Source organism: Pseudomonas sp. JY-Q (assembly GCF_001655295.1).
In the GTDB taxonomy this organism is placed as follows: Bacteria; Pseudomonadota; Gammaproteobacteria; order Pseudomonadales; family Pseudomonadaceae; genus Aquipseudomonas; species Aquipseudomonas alloputida.
The window spans coordinates 3,622,908-3,638,942 of sequence record NZ_CP011525.1; the positions used below are offsets into that span (position 1 = coordinate 3,622,908).

Consider the following 16,035-nt stretch of genomic DNA (forward strand, 5'->3'; position numbering starts at 1 on the left):
GCCTGTCCCACGACAGGCGATGCACCGATGGTAAGAAGCCCCGCGTGCCGGGCGAATGCATCGTTGGCAGCGGGGCTCTCGTCATTTGGTAGTAGGCTCTGTACGAAAAGTCTTGAGACGCAGGTCAGGCAAGGCGAAAACAGCCGAGGAACGGCCGGGGTCGCGCCCGACTGTACTGGAGTACATGAGCATTCCGAGGCGGTTTTCAACGCAGCATGAACAAGTATCAAGGCTTTTCGTCAGAGCCTAGGGCCGCTTGCCACCGATCAGCGGCAACAAGCGGCAGTAGGCAGGCGTTATGGCTTGGCGCTTGCCGTTTGCTGCAACTGCTTGGGCAACTTGAAGGTCCAGAGCATGCCGCCCTGGTTGAAGTCCTTGACCCGTTTGGCCACTTCGCCGCCCCACAGCGGCACCGCGCCGCCCCAGCCGGAGACCACCGAGACGTATTGCTCGCCGTCCATTTCCCAGGTGACGGGCGAGCCAAGCACGCCTGAGCCGGTCTGGAATTCCCAGACCTTGTCGCCGGTCTTGGCGTTGAATGCCTGCAGGAAGCCCTCTGGCGTGCCCGTGAACACCAGGTTGCCCTTGGTGGTCAGCACACCGCCCCACAGCGGCGCGTAGTTCTTGTGGCGCCACACTTCCTTGCCGCTGATCGGGTCGATGGCGCGCAGCACGCCGATGTAGTCTTCATTGAGCGGCTTGATGGTGAAACCGGCGCCGAGGAACGCCGCACCTTTCTTGTAGGCGATGCCTTCGTTCCAGATGTCCATGCCCCACTCGTTGGACGGCACGTAGAACAGCCCTGTGTCCTTGTTGTAGGCCATCGGCATCCAGTTCTTGGCGCCGAGGAAGGCCGGCGCGACAAACACCGAGCTGCCCTTGGCCTCGCTGCCGGGGGCACCCGGGCGGCTGGCGTCGTTGTAGATCGGCCGGCCGTCCTTGTCCAGGCCCGTGGCCCAGGTGATCTTGTCAACGAAGGGGAAGCCGCGGATGAACTTGCCGTTGGTGCGATCGAGCACGTAGAAGAAACCGTTGCGGTCGGCCGTGGCGGCAGCCTTGACCTCCTTGCCGCCGTCCTTGTAGTTGAACGAGATCAGCTCGTTCACGCCGTCGAAGTCCCAGCCGTCATGCGGCGTGCTCTGGAAGTGCCACTTGATGGTGCCGTCGTCCGGGTTCAGCGCCAGGCGTGAGGAGGAGTACAGGTTGTCACCGGGGCGCAGGTGCGAGTTCCACGGGGCCGGGTTGCCGGTACCGAACAGGATCAGGTTGGTTTCCGGGTCGTAGTAACCGCCCAGCCAAGGCGCAGCGCCGCCGGTCTTCCACAAGTCGCCAGGCCAGGTCTTGCCCGCCTCACCGCCGGAAATACCGTTCTCGATCGCCTTGCCGTCCTTGTACACATAGCCCATGTGCCCTTCCACGGTGGGGCGCATCCACAGCAGCTCGCCGTTCTCCGGGTTGTACGCCTGGATCTTGCCCACCACGCCGAACTCGCCGCCGGCAACGCCAGTAATCAGCTTGCCATTGACGATCATCGGCGCGGCACTGATGGAGTAGCCTTCTTTGTGGTCGGCAACCTTCTTGCTCCAGACCACCTTGCCGGTGTCCTTGTTCAGGGCCACCAGCTTGGCGTCCAGCGTGCCGAAGAACACCAGGTTGCCGTACAGTGCGACGCCGCGGTTGATCACGTCGCAGCAAGGGCGGATGTCATCCGGCAGACGTGCATCGTATTGCCACAGTTTCTTGCCGGTGCGGGCGTCCACGGCGAACACCCGCGAGTAGGAGCCGGTCAGGTACATCACCCCGTCCTTGATCAGCGGCTGGGCCTGCTGGCCGCGCTGCTTCTCCCCGCCGAAGGAAAACGCCCAGACCGGGCGCAGCTCCTTGACGTTATTGACGTTGAGCAGATCCAGCGGGCTGTAGCGCTGGCCCTGGACGCCCAGGCCATTGGTCACGATCTGCTGCGGGTTCTTCGGGTCCTGGAGGATTTCTTCATTGCTGACAGCGGCGTGCGCCGCGCCGGCAAGCAGCATGGCGCTGAGCACCAGGCTCACGGCGAACAAGGGGCGACGTGGGGATCGGGTCATGACGGCTACCTTTGGTTTTTTTGTTGTGCCCGGGAAAATTTCCCGGTGTGCTGGGAATTCTTGGTCCCGACCCGATTGCCAACAATTGCCCGCAGTGCGGAGTTTTCTAGTTCCTTGGTAGGGGCCTGAGCGATGGACGGGGGCAGCCATAGAGCGCGGCACGGACGGCGCGGGGGCTCACAGGCACCGTAAATGTCATGGCAAGCGCTGCAACTGCTGGCGCTCGTAACGCGGGTACAGGTGGCTGACACTGCGGATCAGCTCATAACGCGTCAGGCTGATCCCGGCAAACCGTTCGGGAATGGGGCTGCGGATCATCTCGGCCATGTCGTCACCGCGCGCCGCGCCATCACGCATCAGGCCATCGAGCCAGCCCAGGTAGTCACGCATCTGCACGAACGGCTGCGCATCACTGGCCAAGGGGCCATGCCCGGGTACAAGCTGTTTCCAGGGCAGTGCCTGCAGGGTATCCAGGTCCTTGAGCCACACGTCCAGCCCCGGGCTGTTGGGCGTGGTCAGGGCGCGGTCATAGAACACCAGGTCGCCGGCAAACAGCACGCCGGTCTTTTCATCGAAAATCGCCAGGTCGGCCCCCGTATGCCCGCCCAGCCCCAGCAACCTCAGGCGGTGCCCGCCCACCTCATGCACCCCCGGCTGCAGCACCCGGGTCGGCAGCACCACCTCGGTACCGCGCATCCAGTCGCCGACCAGGCGATACATGTTCTCGGCCATGGCATCGCCTTGCTGGCGCAGCAGGTCGCGGGTGCCGGCCAGGGCACCGATCGGCACATCGGCAAAGGCTTGGTTGCCCAGCACATGGTCAGGATGATGATGGGTCAGCAGCACCTCCACTACCGGCTTGTCGGTGAGGGTGGCAATTGCCTTGCGCAATGCCTCGCCATAGCCCTTCGACGGCCCGCTGTCGATCACCACCACACCGCTGTCGGTGACGATGAACGCGGTGTTGACCACATTGCCGCCATTGGCCTTGGCGAAATTGTCGGTGCTGCCTTCCAGCAACCAGGTGCCCTCGGCGATCTGCCGGGGGGTAAGCCGGTACGCCAGATCAGCCTGGGCCGGCAGCCCCAGGCACAGCAGCAACAGCAGGATCCAACGCATGACGGTGCCTCGGGTCAGGGTGAAATCAGACAACGCGCTCAGGGCAGCGCCGCCTCGAACTGGTTGCCGCTGTTGTCCTGCAACAGCAGCCGTGTTGGCCCAGGGCCCTGAATGTCAAAGCCCAGGTTGGGGTTTTCGCTGACCGCCGGGTACAGCTCCAGGCTGGCCAGGCGCTGGCCATCTGCACCTTGCAACTCGGCATGATTGAGAAAGAATTCAGGAATGCCGCTGACCAGGCCGTTATCCATCGGGTGGGCCACCTGCAGGCGCAGGCGGCTGCTGTCGCCACGCGGGTAGCGCCCGCCCAGCACCTCCCCGAGGTGCTCCTCCCAGCCGGGCTGGGTGCGCACCACGCTGGGTGCGGTACAACCGCCGCCGGCAGCATCGATCAGGGTCGAACCAACGTGCCACAAGCCATCGCGTGTCAGTACGGCGGCGCGCAACGGTGTGGCCTGTTCGATGCGGATGCGGATCGACAACCAGGGCAAGACGCGCTCGCCGGGCTGAAAGTCGACGATGCGCGGCAGAGGGTTCAGTTCTGCCCAGGCGATAATCCGCACCACATCGCCCGTGAACGCCCGGGCGTCGATCTCCAGCGGTACCTGCCGTGCATCCTCGGCAAAGGGCGGCGCCAGAAGCTTGACCCGGTCATCGAAGACGAACGCGGCCTGGCCCAGCAACTGCTTGTGGTAGAAGTCCCACATCACAGAAGGCACCGGGTCTGTGTGGGTGCCTTGTGTCGCAGCCTGGGCGGCCCAGGGCATCCAGCAGGCCAGCAGGAAAGTTGCTTGCCAGTTCATGGCCACTCCTATTGATACATCTCCGGGACCTCGTAACGCAGGCCGTATGCGGCATACATCGCCTTGAGCCGGCCATCGCGAATCATCGCTTCCATGGCCTCCTCCACGGCATAGGCCAGCTGTCGGTTGCTTTCATGTACGGCCATGCCGATTTCCCAGGCCTGTTTGCCAAGGTTCGGGTAGGCGTTTTCTGCCAGGGCCAGTTGCGGGTCGGCGGCCTGGTGCAGCTGCCAGTCAACCTCGCCGCGCATCGCCATCACTGCGTCCACCTGGCCGGCCTGCATGGCAGCGAAAGCTTGCTGCACGCTGGGGTAATGGTGGGTCCTGGCGCTGAGCATGCCGTTGAACACCGATGTCAGGTAGAACGACGGCACGCTGTCCACCTCGACCCCGATAGGATGCTGCTGGAATACCGCGACACTGGCCACCGAGGCCAGGCGACGGCGATCGTAGGCCACCTGCCAACGCTCCTGCTGATAGGGGCCGAACATCACCACCTGGGCGTTTTCCAGCTCCCCCAGCTCGTTGCGCCGCTGCGCGTAGGCGCGATCGTAAGGCACCCGCATCATCAGGTCGGCCAATTGCTGATGACGCAGCGGGCTGCCACGCCAGATGTAGTCGCGCAGGTCATCGTCGAGCTTTTCTCCGGGTGGCGCCCAGATCAGTTGCAGGCGTACCCCCAAGGCCGTGGCCAGGGCCTGCGCCAGCTCCACATCGACACCACGCGGCTGGCCGTGGTCCTGGAAACTGTAGGGGGCGAAATCCTTGTACACTGCCACCTTGAGCTCGCCGGCGGCGATGATCGCGTCATAGTTGCGCACCTGCGCCTGGGCCACCGCGCAACACAGCAGCAGGCCACTCAACAGCACCGCCCACAGACGCATGGCCGTCACTCCTCGACGTGCACGCTGTCGAGGTAGGTGCGCACCGCCCACAGGGCTTCCTGGCTGAGGTAATCGGCCATCTTCGGCATGTACACGCGGCCGTCGCGAACCGCGCCGTGGCGTACCCGCTCGACGAACCATTCATCGCCGGCATCACCCGCATCGAGCATGCGCAAGTCAGGGGCGATACCACCCGACTTGGCCTCCAGGCCATGACAGGCAGCGCAGTTCTGGTTGTAGGCCGAGGCGCCGATTTCCACGGCCTTTTCGTGCTCGGGCGAGCTGCGGTACGGGTTGACCGCGGCCCAGCCGTCGCCGTCTAGGCTCACGCCAGTGTCCTTGATCGGGGTCAGGCCCTTGGTCTCCACTGCCTGGGGCACCACGTTGCCATGGGCCCAGGCTGTACCGGTCAGCACGGCTGCGGCCAGCAACCCAGCAGCAAGCAACACATTGCATTTTGTTGTCATTGTTATGCCCTCACCATTGCACACAAAGCCTCAACCACAGAGGCCGTGCCGCCATCTTAGAAACAGCCCGCGGGCGGCCGAATGCTGCTTTGGTGGCCGGGCCTTAATCCCTTGGTAGTAGGGCTTGTGGCGAAGGGCCAATTGAGGTGCCGTGCGGGAACTATTCCCGGCAAGGGCGGGACTTTTTCCGTATCCCGCGATGGCCGCTGCGCCCCACCCTGTGCAGGCCAAAACCTCCACTGGGAACTGCAACCATGACAATAAGATCGCTACCCGCCCTTTCCCCGCTGGCCCTGAGCGTGCGCGTCCTGCTGATAGCCGGTAGCCTGGCCCTGGGCAATGTGGCAACAGCGGCCAGCACACCCGCTGCACCTGCCGGCAAGAACGTCACCTGGGAAGACATCGCCAATGACCACCTGACCACCCAGGACGTGCTGCAGTACGGCATGGGCACCAATGCCCAGCGCTGGAGCCCGCTGGCCCAGGTCAATGACAAGAACGTGTTCAAGCTGACCCCGGCCTGGTCCTACTCCTTCGGCGACGAGAAGCAGCGCGGCCAGGAATCCCAGGCCATCGTCAGCGATGGCGTGGTCTACGTCACCGGCTCGTACTCACGGGTATTCGCCCTCGATGCCAAGACCGGCAAACGCCTGTGGACCTACAACCACCGCCTGCCCGACAACATTCGTCCCTGCTGCGACGTGGTCAACCGCGGGGCGGCGATCTACGGCGACAAGATCTACTTTGGCACCCTCGATGCGCGTGTCATCGCCCTCGACAAGCGCACCGGCAAAGTGGTGTGGAACAAGAAGTTCGGCGACCACAGCGCCGGCTACACCATGACCGGTGCGCCAGTGCTGATCAAGGACAAGACCAGCGGCAAGGTGCTGCTGATCCACGGCAGCTCCGGCGATGAATTCGGCGTGGTCGGCCAGCTGTTCGCGCGCGACCCGGACACCGGTGAAGAAGTGTGGATGCGGCCCTTCGTCGAGGGCCACATGGGCCGCCTGAACGGCAAGGACAGCACCCCGACCGGTGACGTCAAGGCGCCGTCCTGGCCGGACGACCCTACCACCGAAACCGGCAAGGTCGAAGCCTGGAGCCACGGCGGCGGTGCCCCTTGGCAAAGCGCGAGCTTCGACCCCGAAACCAACACCATCATTGTCGGCGCTGGCAACCCCGGCCCTTGGAATACCTGGGCGCGCACGTCGAAAGACGGCAACCCGCATGACTTCGACAGCCTGTACACCTCCGGCCAGGTCGGCGTCGACCCGAGTACCGGCGAGGTCAAGTGGTTCTACCAGCACACCCCCAACGATGCCTGGGACTTCTCCGGCAACAACGAGCTGGTGCTGTTCGACTACAAGGACAAGAACGGCAACGTGGTCAAGGCCACCGCCCACGCCGACCGCAACGGCTTCTTCTATGTGGTCGACCGCAACAACGGCAAGCTGCAGAACGCCTTCCCCTTCGTCGACAACATCACCTGGGCCAGCCATATCGACCTGAAGACCGGCCGCCCGGTGGAAAACCCCGGCCAACGCCCGGCCAAGCCGCTGCCGGGTGAAACCAAGGGCAAGCCGGTGGAAGTCTCGCCACCGTTCCTGGGTGGCAAGAACTGGAACCCCATGGCCTACAGCCAGGACACCGGGCTGTTCTACATCCCCGGCAACCAGTGGAAAGAGGAATACTGGACCGAGGAAGTGAACTACAAGAAGGGCTCGGCTTATCTGGGCATGGGCTTCCGTATCAAGCGCATGTACGACGACCACGTCGGCACGTTGCGCGCCATGGACCCGACCACCGGCAAGCTGGTCTGGGAACACAAGGAGCACCTGCCGTTATGGGCCGGGGTGTTGGCGACCAAGGGCAACCTGGTGTTCACCGGCACGGGCGACGGCTTCTTCAAGGCCTTCGACGCCAAGACGGGCAAAGAGCTGTGGAAGTTCCAGACCGGCAGCGGCATCGTCTCGCCGCCCATCACCTGGGAGCAGGACGGCGAGCAGTACATCGGCGTGACCGTGGGCTACGGCGGTGCAGTACCGCTGTGGGGCGGCGACATGGCCGAGCTGACCAAACCGGTGGCTCAGGGTGGTTCGTTCTGGGTGTTCAAGATCCCGAGCTGGGACAACAAGACTGCACAGCGTTGACCTGCAGCGGGGAGCGGCCTGCGCCCCTCCCCGTTTCTGCCCTTCTCCTGCCCAGAGACTTTTGCCATGAATTACCTGCCCTTTACCTTGCTGCTGGCGCTATTCCCTGCCTTGGCAGTGAGCGCCGACGACGCCGGCAACGATACCCCCTTGACCATCAACGGCTGTGTGATTGCCGAAGCCAGCCAGTGCCCGGGGGCCAACCTGCGCGGCGCCAACCTGGCCAACCAGGACCTGCGCAAGATGAACCTGGCCGGTGCCGACCTGCGCGATGCCGACCTGCGTCATGCCCAACTGGACCTGGCAAATCTGGAAAAAGCCCGCCTGCAAGGTGCCAACCTGACCCGCGCCAGCCTGCAACAGAGCAATCTGCGCCTGGCTGACCTGAGCAACAGCAGGCTGGTGGCCATTCAAGGCTGGGGCTTGTTCGCCCAGGGTGCACAGTTTGAAAAGGCGGACCTGCGCGCAGCCTACCTGCAGTTCGCCAGGCTGTCCGGGGCAAAGCTGCAGCAGGCCAACTTGCAGGCGGCGGACCTGGAGATGGCCTGGTTGAGCAAGGCCGACCTGCAAGCGGCCAACCTGGGCGATGCCAACCTGCAGGAGGCCAAGTTTGGCCAGAGCAACCTGGCACACGCCGATTTGCGCGGGGCGCGGCAGCATTACGGGAATTTTCAGGAGGCCAACATGGAGGGGTGCAAGGGGTGCCCTGAAACCTGGGACAAATGAGCGGCCTGTAGGCGCGGGTTCACCCGCGAAAGGGCCGGGCCTGCTGGCCAATTTCCACCCGCCGTTCACTGTTGCTGCCGCCACCGTATTCGCGGGTAAACCCGCTCCTACACACACAGATCGGGGGTGGACACGCATCGGGGGTTGAACACATTCCGTCGTAGGCGCGGGTTCACCCGTGAAAGGGCCGGGCCTGCTGGCCAATTTCCACCCGCCGTTCACTGTTGCCGCCGCCACCGTATTCGCGGGTAAACCCGCTCCTACACACACAGATCGGGGGTGGACACATGTCGGGGGGTGGACACATTCCGTTGTGCGCGGTGGGCTGCGACGCAGCCCCAACAGGTGCAATGAAATACCTCACCCCGCCACCCGCACCACCCCCAGGTCAATCCCCAGATGCACCAGTTCGGCATGCGAGCTCACCTGCAACTTGCTCTTGAGCAAGGTCAGGTGGTTGGACACGGTCTTGGCACTGATACACAACTGCTCGGCAATCACCCGCGCCGGGGTGCCCTTGGCCAGCATCGTGAATATCTCCAGTTCGCGCTGGGTCATGCGCTGCAACCGGGGGTCACTGGTGCTTTGCTGTGACAGGCAAGCCAGCTGGGTGGCCAGGGGCTGCTCGATGTAGGCATGCCCGGCCAACACCCGCTGCACCGCCTCGATCAGCACCTCAGGCGCCGAGTTCTTGGTCAGGTAGCCCGAGGCACCCGCATCCAGCGCCTGGCGCACCAGCGGCAGCTCATCGTGCATGCTGAAAAACAGCACCCGCAATTGCGGCAGGCGCTGGCGCAGGCGGCGGGTGGTTTCCAGGCCACTGATACCGGGCAGGCCAAAGTCCATGATCACCAGGTTGGGCACCTGCTCCTGTACCCTGGCCAGCGCCTCTTCACCACTGGCGGCCTCACGCACCTGCACCAATGGCAGCACCGCCCGCAGCAAGCTGGCGTAGCCTTGGCGGACCACGGCGTGGTCATCGACCAACACGATATTCATCGCACCTCCTGGGGAATGTTAAGGGCCAGCGCCCAGCCACCGCCCGGGCGGCTGAAAATGCGTAACTCCCCCCCAAGGCTGCGGGCGCGCTCGGCCATCGAGTGCAGGCCTACCCCTGGGCGCTGGGGCTGGCACCCGCCGCAGCCGTTGTCGCGAATGAACAGGCGCAAGCCCTTGGTACTGCGCTGCAGGCGCACCCGCACCTGGCTGGCACCGGCATGCCGGGCGACGTTGGTCAACGCCTCCTGCAGCAAGCGGTACAAATGCGTTCTGCTCGCCCCAGGCAGCGCCGGCAAGTGCTCGCCAACCCGCAGCCGGCATTCGATGCCCTGGCTGGCCTGCCACTGGCTCACCAACAGCCCGAAGGCCTCGGCCAACGGCATGTAGTGCAGCGCCACCGGATACAAGTTGTGCACCAGCGCGCGAAAACCCTGCTGTAGGCGCTCGCAATTGAATTCAAGGGCCTGCGCCGTCTGCGTCACCACTTCAGGCTGTTCGGCCACCATACGCAGCAGGCATAGCTGGGCACGCATGCCTGCCAGGTACTGCCCCAGATCATCGTGCAGGGTCTGCGCCAGCTGGGTACGTTCCTGCTCCTGCACCGCCAGCAGGGCCTGGGTCAGGTGGGCATTGTCGGCCTGAGCCTGCTCCAGGGTTGCGGCCATGCGGTTGAAGTGTTTGGCCAGCTGGCGCGCTTCCGGCAGGCCGGCTTCGCGCAGGCGTGCCGTCAATTGCCCGCCTGAGACCTGATGCAAGGCGCCCAGCAGCTCATCCAGCAGGCCCATGGCCCGCCGTACCGCCCAGCGGATGGTCAACAAGCTCAGCAACAACGCCAGGCCACAAACGACAAGCAGTTGTTGCAGGGAGTCCCAGACTTCATCGATTTCATCCCGCGCATCCACGGCAATCAACACGCGGCGGCCATCACTCAAGTCCAGCAGCCGGCTGCTGTGGTAGCGCTCGCCGAACAACTGGCGGCCGAGCCAGGCATCCATACCGGCCTCTTGCGGCAGCCTTGGCACCTCACCCGCTGCCAGCCAATGCACCCGCACATGGCGCAGGTTCTTGGTCAAGCCGGGCTGCAGGTTTGCCGGGTCGCGTTCGGCGGTGTCGCCCAGGTATGCCACCACGGCTTCGGCTGACTGCAACTCACGCTCGACGTCGGCCACCGCCTGGTGCAACAGCACCCCGGCACAAGCCAGCGTCACCAAGGCGAAGCATAACGTGACCCAGAGGTTGACTCGCCACAGGGCCGACAAGTTGACAAGGCGCACAAGCGGTTCTCCTCAGGCCGTTGTGGACCATCGTAAAACTGCGGCCCCCGCACTGAATTACTACCTTGGTACCGGCCGAGCGCTACTTTCTGCATATTCCCCCCTCCCGGCGGGCTTCCTATGCTGGCGCCATCTGCCGTGGAGTGTGTTATGCGCCAGCCTGCCCACCTTGCCTTGACCTGCCTGCTGGCCTTGGCCGCAACGCTGGCTACGCCCCAGGCGCCCGCCGCTCAGGGCCAGGCCGCAGCCCCGTTGCACATACGCATCGGCTACCTGGGCTATCGCCCCGCCGCTGGCCCGCTGCTGTCCAACGTCATCCCCGAACCCGGCGATGCCGGGCTCCAAGGTGCCGAACTGGCCATTGTCGACAGCAACAGCACCGGGCGCTTCCTGAAGCAGCAGTTTCAGCTGACCAGCGCCAATGTCGACAGCCCCGAGGCCCTGCTGCAAGCCGCCAGGGCCCAGCATGAACAAGGCCTGCGCCTGTTCGTGGTGAATGCCCCGGCCGCCAGCCTGCGCGCGCTGTCTGCCGCCCTGCCCGACAGCCTGTTGTTCAACGCCGGCAGCCCCGACGACAGCCTGCGCAGCAGCCAGTGCCTGGGCAATGTCCTGCACAGCCTGCCGAGCCGGGCCATGCTGGCCGATGCCTTGGCGCAGTTTCTGGTGCTGCGCAAATGGCAACGGGCATTGCTGGTGGTCGGCCAGACCCCGGACGACCAGGCTTACGCCGCTGCCCTGCGGCGGTCGGTGAAGCGTTTTGGCGTGCAACTGGTCGCGGAAAAAACCTGGACGTTCGACAACGACCAGCGCCGCAGCGCCCAGGCCGACATGCCGCTGTTCACCCAGACTGCCGAATACGACGTGGTACTGGTGGCCGACGAGCGCGGTGACTTCGGCGAGTACCTGCCCTACCAGACGTGGTATCCACGCCCGGTGGCCGGTACCCAGGGCCTGACCCCCACGGGCTGGCACAAGACGGTGGAAACCTTCGGGGCGGCGCAGTTGCAAAAACGCTTCGAGGCCCAGGCCGGGCGCTGGATGAATGACCGTGACTTCGCCGCCTGGATGGCTGTGCGCAGTGTCGCCAGTGCGGCCAGCAAGCTGCGCCTGGCCGAACCTCGCGCGCTGCAGCAACTGCTGCTCAGCGAGCAGTTGCCGCTGGACGGCTTCAAGGGGCGCAAGCTCAGTTACCGCCCGTGGAACGGCGAACTGCGCCAGCCGATCCCGTTGGTTCAGCCCCGCGCCTTGGTCAGCACCTCGCCGCAGGAGGGCTTCCTGCATCCCTTCAACGAAATGGACAGCCTGGGCTATGACAAGCCCGAAGTGACGTGTAGCTACCCCTGACCCGACAACCACAACAATAAGGAATCCGCCATGCGCCGCCCCCTCTTCCACCGGGCCCTGATTTACCCCAGCCTGCTGTCGGGCGCCCTGGCGCTGGCCAGCAGTCACGCCATGGCTGCCACCGCCTGGGTCTCCAACGAGAAGGACAACAGCCTCAGCCTGATCGACATGCAAACGCTGGAAGTCACCGAAACCCTGCCGGTGGGCCAGCGCCCGCGTGGCTTGCTGCTGTCACACGACAGCAAGCTGCTGTACATCTGCGCCAGCGATTCGGACCGGGTGCAGGTGATGGACGTGGCCACACGCAAGATCATCAAGGAGCTGCCTTCCGGCAAGGACCCCGAGCAGTTCGCCCTGCACCCCAACGACCGCTGGCTGTATGTGTCCAACGAGGACGATGCGCTGGTGACAGTGATCGACACCGTCACCGACAAGGTGCTCGGGCAGATCGAAGTCGGCATCGAACCCGAAGGCATGGCGGTCAGCCCTGACGGCAAGTGGGCGGTCAACACCAGTGAAACCACCAACATGCTGCACTGGATCGACACCAGCACCCAGACCCTGGCCGACAGCACGCTGGTCGACCAGCGCCCGCGCTTCGTCGAGTTCAGCAAAGACGGTTCGCGCCTGTGGGCCTCGGCAGAAATCGGCGGCACGGTGACCATACTCGACGTGGCCACGCGCCAGGTGCTGAAAACCCTGAATTTCCAGATCAAGGGCGTGCACCCGGACAAAGTCCAACCAGTGGGCATCAAGCTCAGCGCCGATGGCAAGTACGCCTTCGTCGCCTTGGGCCCGGCCAACCACGTGGCGGTGATCGATGCCAAGACCTTTGATGTGCTCGACTACCTGCTGGTCGGGCGGCGGGTCTGGCAGCTGGCATTCACCCCGGACCAGCGCCAGTTGCTGGCCACCAACGGTGTCAGCGGTGACGTTTCGGTCATCGATGTGAAGCAGCTCAAAGTGCTCAAGTCGGTGAAGGTCGGGCGCTACCCCTGGGGCGTGGTGGTGACACCATGAATGCCCTCGACGTCAGTGACGTGAGCTTTGCCTATGGCCAGCGCGAGGCACTCAGGCAGGTCGGCTTCAGCCTGGCACCTGGGCGCTTCGCCGCATTGCTGGGCCCCAATGGTGCCGGCAAATCGACCTTGATCGCCCTGCTCACGCGCCTGTACGACCTGCAGCATGGCGACATCCGCGTGTGTGGCTGCTCGCTACGCAACGCTGCACGCCCGGCCTTGCGCCAGCTGGGCGTGGTGTTTCAGCAAAGCACCCTGGACCTGGACCTGAGCGTTGAGCAGAACCTGCGCTACCACGCCGCCTTGCATGGCCTGTCGCGGCGTCAGAGCCACCTGCGGGTCGAAGCCGAACTGGCCCGCCAAGGCCTTGGTGAACGCCGGCGCGATCGTGTGCGTGAGCTGAACATCGGCCATCGGCGGCGGGTGGAAATTGCCCGCGCGCTGCTGCATGAACCGCGCCTGCTGCTGCTGGACGAAGCCAGCGTCGGCCTCGATCCGGCCAGCCGCCTGGCGCTTAACCAGCACCTGCGCCGGTTGTGCCGCGAGCAGCAGCTCAGTGTGCTGTGGGCCACTCATCTGCTGGACGAAGTGCAGCCCAGCGATGATTTGTTGATTCTGCATCAGGGGCGCCTGGTGGCCAGTGGCACCGCCGATGCGCTGAGCCTTGAGCACGGCGGTGACCTCGATCACGCCTTTGCCCGCTTGACCAACGCCCCCTCAGGAGCCAACGCCCGATGAACGCTTACTGGCAATGTTTCAACGGCATCATGCTGCGCGAATGGCTGCGCTTCGTGCTGCAGCGTACACGCCTGCTCAGCGCGCTGGTACGCCCGCTGCTGTGGTTGCTGGTGTTCGCTGCCGGCTTTCGCGCAGCGCTGGGCATTGCCATCATCGAGCCGTACGACACCTACATCCCCTACGAGGTGTACATCATCCCCGGCCTGGCCTGCATGATTCTGCTGTTCAACGGCATGCAGGGCTCATTGTCGATGGTCTACGACCGCGAGATGGGCAGCATGCGCGTGTTGCTGACCAGCCCGCTGCCACGCCCGTTCCTGCTGGGCAGCAAACTGCTGGCAACTTCATTGATTTCCCTGCTGCAAGTCTATGCCTTCCTCGCCATCGCCTGGTTATACGGGGTACAACCACCGGCAGCGGGCTTGCTGATGGCGCTGCCAGCGTTGCTGCTGGTGGCCTTCATGCTCAGTGCCTTGGGGCTATTGCTGTCGAACGCCATCCGCCAGCTGGAGAACTTCGCCGGGGTGATGAACTTCGTGATCTTCCCGCTGTTCTTCCTGTCGTCGGCGCTGTACCCGTTGTGGAAAATGCGCGAGGCCAGCCAGTGGTTGTACTGGCTGTGTGCTGTGAACCCGTTCACCCATGCCGTAGAGCTGGTGCGGTTTGCACTTTATGAGCGGATGAACCTGCTGGCGCTGGCGGTGTGCCTGGGCTTGACCGGGCTGTTCACCCTGCTGGCGATCCTCACCTTCAACCCCCAGCATGCAGCGCTGCGCAAGCCGCGCTGAAAACCTGGCGTGTAACGCGTGTGGGAGCGGCCTTGTGTCGCGATTGGGCTGCGCAGCAGCCCCGGCCATGTGTGCGGTGCAGCTGAAACCGGGGGCCGCTTTGCGGCCCTTTCGCGACGCAAGGCCGCTCCCACACGGTGGACTGCCCCCAAGAAGTTGGACACCAATCCAACCCTTGGGGGATCTATGGGTAAGTACACCGAGCAATTCAAGCTCACAGCGATCACAGCCTACCTGGATGGCAGCAACGGTTTCCGAAAGGTGGCTCAACACTTAGGTATCGATTTCAGCCTGCTTCGACGCTGGGTGGCCAGTTATCAGGCCAATAATGGCATTGGTCCAGGCTCGCATGGGCGGCGCTATACCAGTGATTTCAAACAGCAGGTGCTTAGCTATATGCACGAGCATCGGCTTTCGCTGCGCCAGACCGCTGCCCACTTTGGTCTTGGGCAGTCCTCTCAGATAGGCATTTGGCAGCGGCAGTACTACAGTGGCAGTCCTGCACCCTCTACTGCCATCAAGCCAAGAAAGCCAATCGACGTGTCGAAGAAGATCAAGCCTGCCAAACCCACCGATACCAATGATGATCAGAAGTCTCGAGATCAGCTGATGGCTGAACTTGAGTACCTGCGCATGGAGAATGCTGTCCTAAAGGAGCTCAAGGCTCTGCGCGAGGAAAAGGAACGAACACGCGGGAAAAAGTCCTGATCGTTTCCAAACTCAAGCGCAGATTTCCTTTGCCTGACCTCCTTCAACTGGTCGAGCTGGCGCGCAGCACCTTCTACTACCAGCTCAAAGCTCAGCAGAAGCCAGATCGGCATGCTGAGCTCAAGGCATTGGTGCATCGCGTCTACCACGAGCAGAAAGGGCTTTATGGTTATCGCCGTATCGCACTCGTAATCAGGAAGGAAAAGCGGGTGAACAAGAAGGTCATTGAACGGCTGATGGCTGAGCAGGGATTGAAATCAGTAGTGCGCCCCAAGAAATATCGCTCCTATCGAGGTACCGTCGGTAAAGTGGCAGCGAATGTACTGGAGCGAAATTTTATCGCTCAACGCCCAAACCAAAAGTGGGTGACTGACGTAACCGAGTTCAAAGTAGCTCAACAGAAGCTCTATCTGTCGCCCGTGATGGATTTGTACAACGGCGAAATCGTGGCCTACGAAATGGCCAGCCGCCCGTGCTATAGCCTGGTTGGGAACATGCTTGGCAAAGCGCTCGATTGCCTGGGAGAGAAACCGAAGCTCGTGCTGCATTCGGATCAGGGATGGCATTACCAGCAGGCGCAATACCGCCGTAAGCTAAGCGAATGTGGGGTAAAGCAGAGCATGTCTCGAAAAGGCAATTGCCTGGACAACGCGGCCATGGAAAGCTTCTTCGGCACGCTCAAATCCGAGTTTTTCTACCTGAAGCGTTTCGAGAGCATTGATGAGCTGAGAGCGGGTCTGGATGAGTACATTCACTACTACAACCATGATCGCATCAAGCTGAGGCTCAATGGCCTGAGCCCTGTGGAGTACAGGGCTCAGGCTGCAGCTTAAAACTGTCCAACTTTTGGGGGGCAGTCCAGATCGCGCCAGCTTTCAGAAATTGAGCAAGACAGTTGCTCCCACACCTTGGGCGTCTCCCTGCCTTCAGGCGCC

14 protein-coding genes are annotated in these 16,035 nt (G+C 63.4%); 7 read left to right on the top strand and 7 right to left on the bottom strand.

What is annotated here, in order from left to right:
* Positions 1-296 precede the first annotated feature (296 nt).
* The 5 genes from pedH to pedF all read right to left on the bottom strand — a co-directional run bounded on the left by pedH (position 297) and on the right by pedF (position 5,354).
* Positions 297-2,084 (bottom strand): PQQ-dependent alcohol dehydrogenase PedH, encoded by a 1,788-nt coding sequence (pedH, locus tag AA098_RS16455; protein WP_003254089.1) that lies wholly within the window; start codon positions 2,082-2,084, stop codon positions 297-299.
* 195 nt (positions 2,085-2,279) lie between these two features.
* The gene (locus tag AA098_RS16460; RefSeq protein ID WP_047603007.1) at positions 2,280-3,203 is read right to left on the bottom strand and encodes a quinoprotein relay system zinc metallohydrolase 1; all 924 of its coding nucleotides are present in this window, start codon (positions 3,201-3,203) and stop codon (positions 2,280-2,282) included.
* A gap of 38 nt (positions 3,204-3,241) precedes the next feature.
* A complete protein-coding gene (locus tag AA098_RS16465) occupies positions 3,242-4,003 on the bottom strand; it encodes a quinoprotein dehydrogenase-associated SoxYZ-like carrier (protein WP_060538204.1) in 762 nt (253 codons plus the stop codon).
* Positions 4,004-4,011: 8 nt separating this feature from the next.
* Positions 4,012-4,887, bottom strand: coding sequence for an ABC transporter substrate-binding protein (locus AA098_RS16470; protein WP_054888207.1), 876 nt, complete (start codon positions 4,885-4,887; stop codon positions 4,012-4,014).
* Positions 4,888-4,892: 5 nt separating this feature from the next.
* Positions 4,893-5,354 (bottom strand): cytochrome c-550 PedF, encoded by a 462-nt coding sequence (gene pedF / locus AA098_RS16475; RefSeq protein WP_014860448.1) that lies wholly within the window; start codon positions 5,352-5,354, stop codon positions 4,893-4,895.
* Between the two features lie 254 nt (positions 5,355-5,608).
* Between pedF and exaA the strand changes: the two genes are divergently transcribed.
* Both exaA and AA098_RS16485 read left to right on the top strand, forming a co-directional pair.
* The gene (exaA, locus tag AA098_RS16480; RefSeq protein ID WP_012052783.1) at positions 5,609-7,504 is read left to right on the top strand and encodes a quinoprotein ethanol dehydrogenase; all 1,896 of its coding nucleotides are present in this window, start codon (positions 5,609-5,611) and stop codon (positions 7,502-7,504) included.
* A gap of 66 nt (positions 7,505-7,570) precedes the next feature.
* Complete coding sequence (locus tag AA098_RS16485) at positions 7,571-8,230, top strand: pentapeptide repeat-containing protein (protein WP_064614780.1); 660 nt, start codon at positions 7,571-7,573, stop codon at positions 8,228-8,230.
* A 360-nt stretch (positions 8,231-8,590) separates the two neighbouring features.
* Here AA098_RS16485 and AA098_RS16490 read toward each other — a convergent pair whose 3' ends face one another.
* Positions 8,591-9,229, bottom strand: a complete 639-nt coding sequence (locus tag AA098_RS16490) for a response regulator transcription factor (RefSeq protein ID WP_003254098.1) — start codon at positions 9,227-9,229, stop codon at positions 8,591-8,593.
* Complete coding sequence (locus AA098_RS16495; protein WP_054888205.1) at positions 9,226-10,503, bottom strand: histidine kinase; 1,278 nt, start codon at positions 10,501-10,503, stop codon at positions 9,226-9,228. The genes AA098_RS16490 and AA098_RS16495 overlap by 4 nt, the downstream gene beginning before the upstream one ends.
* A 150-nt stretch (positions 10,504-10,653) precedes the next feature.
* Here AA098_RS16495 and AA098_RS16500 point away from each other — a divergent pair, with 150 nt between their 5' ends.
* The 5 genes from AA098_RS16500 to AA098_RS28570 all read left to right on the top strand — a co-directional run bounded on the left by AA098_RS16500 (position 10,654) and on the right by AA098_RS28570 (position 15,933).
* Positions 10,654-11,847, top strand: a complete 1,194-nt coding sequence (locus AA098_RS16500; protein ID WP_014860446.1) for an ABC transporter substrate-binding protein — start codon at positions 10,654-10,656, stop codon at positions 11,845-11,847.
* Between the two features lie 30 nt (positions 11,848-11,877).
* Entirely contained in the window at positions 11,878-12,867 is a 990-nt protein-coding gene (locus AA098_RS16505; RefSeq protein WP_054888204.1) for a YVTN family beta-propeller repeat protein, read from the top strand.
* Complete coding sequence (locus tag AA098_RS16510; RefSeq protein WP_003254104.1) at positions 12,864-13,604, top strand: ABC transporter ATP-binding protein; 741 nt, start codon at positions 12,864-12,866, stop codon at positions 13,602-13,604. The genes AA098_RS16505 and AA098_RS16510 overlap by 4 nt, the downstream gene beginning before the upstream one ends.
* Positions 13,601-14,392, top strand: coding sequence for an ABC transporter permease (locus AA098_RS16515; RefSeq protein ID WP_060538209.1), 792 nt, complete (start codon positions 13,601-13,603; stop codon positions 14,390-14,392). Before AA098_RS16510 ends, AA098_RS16515 begins: the two co-directional genes overlap by 4 nt.
* 186 nt (positions 14,393-14,578) lie before the next feature.
* A protein-coding gene (locus tag AA098_RS28570) for an IS3 family transposase (RefSeq protein WP_085983016.1) occupies positions 14,579-15,933 on the top strand; the annotation gives its coding sequence in 2 pieces (ribosomal slippage) (positions 14,579-15,052 and positions 15,055-15,933; 1,353 coding nt in all).
* Positions 15,934-16,035: the final 102 nt, after the last annotated feature.

What these genes read in the sequence shown, in the direction of transcription:
- exaA (WP_012052783.1), top strand. Translation starts at nt 5,609, where the DNA reads ATGACAATAAGATCGCTACCCGCCCTTTCCCCGCTGGCCCTGAGCGTG.
- AA098_RS16465 (WP_060538204.1), bottom strand. Translation starts at nt 4,003, where the DNA reads ATGAACTGGCAAGCAACTTTCCTGCTGGCCTGCTGGATGCCCTGGGCC.
- AA098_RS16500 (WP_014860446.1), top strand. Translation starts at nt 10,654, where the DNA reads ATGCGCCAGCCTGCCCACCTTGCCTTGACCTGCCTGCTGGCCTTGGCC.
- pedF (WP_014860448.1), bottom strand. Translation starts at nt 5,354, where the DNA reads ATGACAACAAAATGCAATGTGTTGCTTGCTGCTGGGTTGCTGGCCGCA.
- AA098_RS16470 (WP_054888207.1), bottom strand. Translation starts at nt 4,887, where the DNA reads ATGCGTCTGTGGGCGGTGCTGTTGAGTGGCCTGCTGCTGTGTTGCGCG.
- pedH (WP_003254089.1), bottom strand. Translation starts at nt 2,084, where the DNA reads ATGACCCGATCCCCACGTCGCCCCTTGTTCGCCGTGAGCCTGGTGCTC.
- AA098_RS16515 (WP_060538209.1), top strand. Translation starts at nt 13,601, where the DNA reads ATGAACGCTTACTGGCAATGTTTCAACGGCATCATGCTGCGCGAATGG.
- AA098_RS16510 (WP_003254104.1), top strand. Translation starts at nt 12,864, where the DNA reads ATGAATGCCCTCGACGTCAGTGACGTGAGCTTTGCCTATGGCCAGCGC.
- AA098_RS16505 (WP_054888204.1), top strand. Translation starts at nt 11,878, where the DNA reads ATGCGCCGCCCCCTCTTCCACCGGGCCCTGATTTACCCCAGCCTGCTG.
- AA098_RS16485 (WP_064614780.1), top strand. Translation starts at nt 7,571, where the DNA reads ATGAATTACCTGCCCTTTACCTTGCTGCTGGCGCTATTCCCTGCCTTG.
- AA098_RS16490 (WP_003254098.1), bottom strand. Translation starts at nt 9,229, where the DNA reads ATGAATATCGTGTTGGTCGATGACCACGCCGTGGTCCGCCAAGGCTAC.
- AA098_RS16460 (WP_047603007.1), bottom strand. Translation starts at nt 3,203, where the DNA reads ATGCGTTGGATCCTGCTGTTGCTGCTGTGCCTGGGGCTGCCGGCCCAG.